This is a genomic window from Hyphomonas sp., from assembly GCF_041689225.1.
GTDB lineage: Bacteria > Pseudomonadota > Alphaproteobacteria > Caulobacterales > Hyphomonadaceae > Hyphomonas.
On sequence record NZ_JBDNGN010000166.1, the window covers coordinates 1 to 4,923 of the forward strand.

The 4,923-nt window shown below is 60.2% G+C and carries 7 protein-coding genes; 1 reads left to right on the plus strand and 6 read right to left on the minus strand.

What is annotated here, in order from left to right; translation table 11 throughout:
• The 5 genes from ACESNB_RS16470 to ACESNB_RS16490 all read right to left on the minus strand — a co-directional run.
• Window positions 1-190 (minus strand): glutathione S-transferase N-terminal domain-containing protein (locus tag ACESNB_RS16470; protein WP_373009299.1); only part of this gene is annotated, 190 nt, incomplete at its 3' end.
• A 33-nt stretch (window positions 191-223) separates the two neighbouring features.
• Window positions 224-883, minus strand: coding sequence for a carboxymuconolactone decarboxylase family protein (locus ACESNB_RS16475; protein ID WP_373009301.1), 660 nt, complete (start codon window positions 881-883; stop codon window positions 224-226).
• 21 nt (window positions 884-904) lie between these two features.
• Window positions 905-1,291 (minus strand): nuclear transport factor 2 family protein, encoded by a 387-nt coding sequence (locus tag ACESNB_RS16480; protein WP_373009303.1) that lies wholly within the window; start codon window positions 1,289-1,291, stop codon window positions 905-907.
• 29 nt (window positions 1,292-1,320) lie between these two features.
• Window positions 1,321-2,214, minus strand: a complete 894-nt coding sequence (locus tag ACESNB_RS16485; protein ID WP_373009305.1) for an SDR family NAD(P)-dependent oxidoreductase — start codon at window positions 2,212-2,214, stop codon at window positions 1,321-1,323.
• Window positions 2,211-3,533 carry an MFS transporter gene (locus ACESNB_RS16490; RefSeq protein ID WP_373009307.1) on the minus strand — a complete coding sequence of 441 codons (1,323 nt, stop codon included), beginning with the start codon at window positions 3,531-3,533 and terminating at the stop codon, window positions 2,211-2,213. Before ACESNB_RS16490 ends, ACESNB_RS16485 begins: the two co-directional genes overlap by 4 nt.
• Before the next feature lie 160 nt (window positions 3,534-3,693).
• Here ACESNB_RS16490 and ACESNB_RS16495 point away from each other — a divergent pair, with 160 nt between their 5' ends.
• Window positions 3,694-4,473: an SDR family NAD(P)-dependent oxidoreductase gene (locus ACESNB_RS16495; protein WP_373009309.1), complete on the plus strand. Its 780-nt coding sequence runs from the start codon at window positions 3,694-3,696 to the stop codon at window positions 4,471-4,473.
• Here ACESNB_RS16495 and ACESNB_RS16500 read toward each other — a convergent pair.
• A partial coding sequence (locus ACESNB_RS16500; protein ID WP_373009311.1) for a glutathione S-transferase C-terminal domain-containing protein occupies window positions 4,470-4,923 on the minus strand: 454 nt, incomplete at its 5' end. The two genes, ACESNB_RS16495 and ACESNB_RS16500, sit on opposite strands and share 4 nt — an antisense overlap.

Sequence of the window (4,923 nt, forward strand, 5' to 3'; positions counted from 1 at the left end):
CGCCGCCCGGCCCCTCATCGTCTACGATGACCGGCGTCTTGTTGTTCGGGTTGAGGTTGAGAAACTCGGGCGTCAGTTGATCGCCGGCAAGAATGTCAACGACTTCAAGCTCCCAAGGAAGTTCCATTTCCAGAAGGGCAATAGCAATCTTGCGGGCATTTGGTGTCGGCCCGCCATAAAGCTTGATCATGGTGTCTTCCCTGTTGCCGGAGTCAGCTGAACCCTACGATTTCTTCGATTCGTCTTCCCGGCGTCCGCCGAGGAAGTCCAACGCACTGAAGCCTTCGGGCGCCTCGACCTCGACAATGGGCTCGTCGCGGTCATCGAACTCGAGCCGCAAGGCGCGCGTCATGACTGCGTGCATCGTATAGAGGCTCGTGATGTAGGTGAGCTCGAAGATTTCCAGGTCGCTGAGAAATGTCTTCAGCTTGTCGAAAACCGCGTCCGGCGTGCGTCCATTGGCGCCTGCGAGGCAGTCAGCATAGGCCAGAACGGCCCGCTCCTTGTCGTCGTAAAGGTCCGACACGGTCCAGTAGGGGATAGCGGCGATCTTGTCGTCCGGCACGCCGAGGCCGCGAAGCGACTTGCAGTGCTGGGAAAAGACGAACTGGCTGCCCGCCACCCAACCCGCGCGGGTCTGTCCGAGCTCACGCAGGACTGGGTCAAGCTTGCGGTCCGGATTGCGATAGAGCGCAAATCCGTCGACGCTGTGCTGGAAGATGTCTTCGGAAAGCGCGAAGACAGACCACCAGTCGCCGGGCGTGCCTGTCGCCGTACCCGGCTCATCGATCGGGTCGCGATCAGGTCCAAAGAGGCGGTTGAAGTAGCGTTTCATAGTCTCGTTGGTAATTTCGGCGCGCGGGACTTGTCTGATAACTGACATGATGCGGTCTCCTTTCTTTGTTCAGGCGTATTTGCGGAATTCACTGACGCGCGCCGAGTCGAAATACTCATCGAGGCGCGTGATGTAGCCATCCTTGACGGCGCAAATCACACAGGCCGGCAGCGCCACACGCACACCGTCCTGAACACGCGTGCCGCGCAGTATATGTTGTTGCAGGAAGCCGCCGTCGAATATCTCGACCCGGCGATTGTCATAGAGGCGGTCGGAGATACGCGTCACCATGCCGGCGAGCACCTTGCGATTATCCTCGGGCCCCTGCTCGAGTTCGTCCGTATTGTGCCATATCTTGGCGTCAGGCGCATAGCACGCCACAAGGCCATCGATGTCTCCAGATTCGACACAATCGAAGAAGCGCTTTGCCAGCGCGCGGATTTCATCTTGGCTCATCGGTTTCTCCTTCTTCTTGTTGGCGGGCTTCAGCTATCACCGGAAACATTCATGCGGGTCGCTCCATTGGCAGCGACCAATCCATCAATATCATCGCCCTTGTAACCCGGATCGGCCGACTCCCCGAATGCGGCAAGCAACTCGGCAAATTGCGGTTCGACCAGGCGTTTCCATTCCGGATGGGTGAAAATGTAGAACTCGTCCTGCTCAATCGCCTTAAGGACGCGCTTGGCAACACTGGCCGGCGGCATGCCACCGGCCAGTACACCTGACATGGCCCTGGCTGTATCGGCGGCATTGCCTTCTTCCTTAGCGCCAGGCCGCACCGTCTGGGTCGTTTCGACGATACGGGTCGCCGACATGCCAGGACAGAGCACGGACACGCCTACATTCGTGTCGGCTGTTTCATTGCGCAGGCTCATGGCAATGCCGAGTGTCGCAAACTTAGACGAGATATAGGCGCACGAGATAGGTGGTGGCACGATGCCCACCATGGAGGCCGTGACGACCATGTGGGCAGGCGCGCCGGACGCTTTCATGCGGCCCAGGAAGGCACGGCAAGCATAGAGATGGGCATGCGCGTTGACGGCATAGGTCCAGCGCCAGACGTCGGTATCGTAGTCCTCCAGCTTGCCGGCGCCGCCGCCGACACCTGCATTGCTGAAGAGGAGGCTGACGGAACCGAACGCCGCGGCCGCCTTGGCCGCCTTGTCCCAGTCGGCCTCGTCGGCCACGTTGAGCTTGATCGCAAGCGTTCGCACACCTGCAGCGGCGACCGTTTCGGCCTCCTTGGCAACACGTTCGGCATCAATGTCCGCCATGATGACATCAACACCTCGCGCCGCGAGTTCCCTGCTCAGGTTCAGGCCAATACCACTGGCTGCACCGGTTACGAAAGCGACACTTCCGGGGACGATTTTCATAGCGCTTGTTCCTTTACGGTTGCTGCGGAATCGGCCACGATTGTGCGGGCCATGAGAATGTAGGCAACGCCTGCCACGAGCGCTGCGGGAGCAGTACAGAGCAGCGCCCAGCGCAAGCTGTGCGCCACGCCTGCGGCCGACAGGAGATCGCTGACAATGCCAATGGAAAGCGGACCAAGGCCCAGGCCGACGATGTTAAAAGCCAGCAGGAGCAGCGCTGTCGCAGTCGCCCGCGCACGCAGCGGCGCCAGGTTCTGAACGAGCGCGAGGGCTGGCGCGACATAGATCGTTATACAGATCATTGGCAAAAGCATTAATGCCAAAGCCAGCGGCCAGCCGGGCACAAACAGAGCCATGATGAAAACAGGAACGCCAACAAGAATGGCAATTGCCGGCGCCCAAGCATACGCCGTCAGGCTCTTGCGCGCGCCAATATTGACGATTGTGCCGCCGCCCCATATGCCGATTCCCATGCAAATGCCGGCGGCGGGTCCGAACCAGGCTGACAATTGCGGAAGCGACATGCCCGCTTCACGCATGAGATAGGCTGGGATCCAGTTTAGAAGGCCATAGCTGACAAAAGCAGATGCCCCGCTGCCGAGCAGGAGAAGGCGAAGTGTCGGTAAACGCAGAAACAGCCGGACGGTCGAAGCAAGGCTCAGCGCTGGTGCATCCTCCGCCACACGGCGCGTCTCGGTTGCACCGCGCTTTGGTTCACGAACCAGCAGGAGCAGCAGCGGCGCAAGGCAGACGCCAAGAATGGCGACCATGAAGAATGCACCCCGCCAACCAAATTGCGCTGCCGCCCAGCCCCCAAACGAAATTCCGATAAACACACCCAAGGGGCCGTTGACCGTGAACATGCCAATGACGGCTGGTCGCTTCTCCGGCGGATAGTAATCCGCGAGGATTGAGAGCGAAGGCGCCGTTCCCCCGGCCTCGCCAATACCGACACCGAAGCGCGCAAAGGCGAGCTGCCAGAAGCTGGTCGCGAGCCCGCACGCTCCACTGAAAATGCTCCACACCGTACATGCCGCCGCAACGAGGCGGACGCGGTTTACACGGTCGGCGACCATCGCAACTGGCACACCCATCGTCGCATAAAAAAGTGCAAAGCATAGGCCGGTCAGCAACCCGAATACCGTATCGCTGAAGTGCAGGTCCTGAAGGATCGGCTCGACAAGAACCGCCAGCAATTGCCGGTCGACGAAATTGATCGTTCCAATCAGTGTCAGCAGAACAAGAGCCAACCGTCCGCCGGGATGAGTACCGGTCGCAGGTTTGGAATCAAAGGCGACGTTCGCCGTGCTCTCAGACATTGTTTCTCCCGATCGGCGCTATCGCGCACCCTTTTATGACAGTACGCCCCACACATTTATTGTCAATTTGGTTTATGTTTTGATTGCATCGAAAAGCCACCCGGCTCTAAGCTGTCGACCATGAGGGGCCGCAGAGCCCACGGTAAAAAGGGAGGACGACATGAACATCAGCGGCAAGTCAATCATCGTGACGGGCGCCGCCGCCGGCATCGGGCGCGCGGCCGCAATTCAATTTGCGAAGAAGGGCGCAGCCCGTGTCATTGTCGTGGACATCGACGATGAGGGTATGACCGAAACAGCGCGTTTGGTCACCGCCGCTGGCGCCATCACGCGCACGGAGCACATTGATCTCGCGGACATATCGTCACTCGAATCCTGGCTGGTGCGTGAAGCTGCGACCGATGGCGGCTACGACATACTCTATAACAATGCCGGTATCGTTTCGGGTACGCCGCAATTTCCCGAAGCTGGCGCCCGGAAAATCAAGCTGATCGTCGACGTGAACCTGACCTCCCTGATGACCACCACCGAGATCGCGCTGGCAGCGATGAAGTCGCGTGGCGGCGGCGTCATCGTGAATACGGTTTCCACGGTGGCGCTCGGCAATGGCTTCACGGATGTTCTCTATTCAGCGACGAAGGCGGGCGCTCACATGTTCGTCAAGGCCTGCTCACCCATGCAGGAGACCCACAATGTGCGTGTTCTTGGTGTGCTGCCAGGCCTCACCGATACGCCGATCCTGCTGAAGACCGGCGCAAACGGCGAGGCCGCTTCATGGATGCAGCCGGTGCTCGAAAACTATGAACGCTGCACGCCCGACGATATTGCCGATGCCGTCATGGACCTGGTGGAGCGAGACGACATTCCGGGCGGGTCCTGGGTGGCCGTGCGCCGCACTGATGGCAAGGTCGAACGCGAGTGGAGCGAATGCGCGATCTAGGCGCCGCTACGCAGCATGTTCTCACCGAACAGGTTGGACCATTGTTCCACCGTGAGTGTCGGACGGAGGCTGGCCAGGTTGGCCGCATTCTTGACCTCCGTTCCGCTTGCGATTGCGGGCCGCTCTCCGATCGTCGCGAACCAGCGCTGGGTGGATGGGTAAGGATCAGGCGACAGCTCGATCGCGCGCGTCGCCCGCACCCAGGGCCACACGGAAATGTCAGCGACTGAGAATTCTTCACCGGCGAGATAAGGCGCATCAGCAAGCCTGCGCTCGAGCACGCCCATCAGGCGAACGGCCTCATTGCGGTAACGCTCGACCGCATAGAGCTGACCTTCCGGCGCATAGCGGATAAAGTGGTGCGCCTGCCCATGCATCGGACCGAAGCCCGCCATCTGCCACATCAGCCACTTCATCGCGCGCGACCGGGCCCGCAGCTCGGTCGGCATC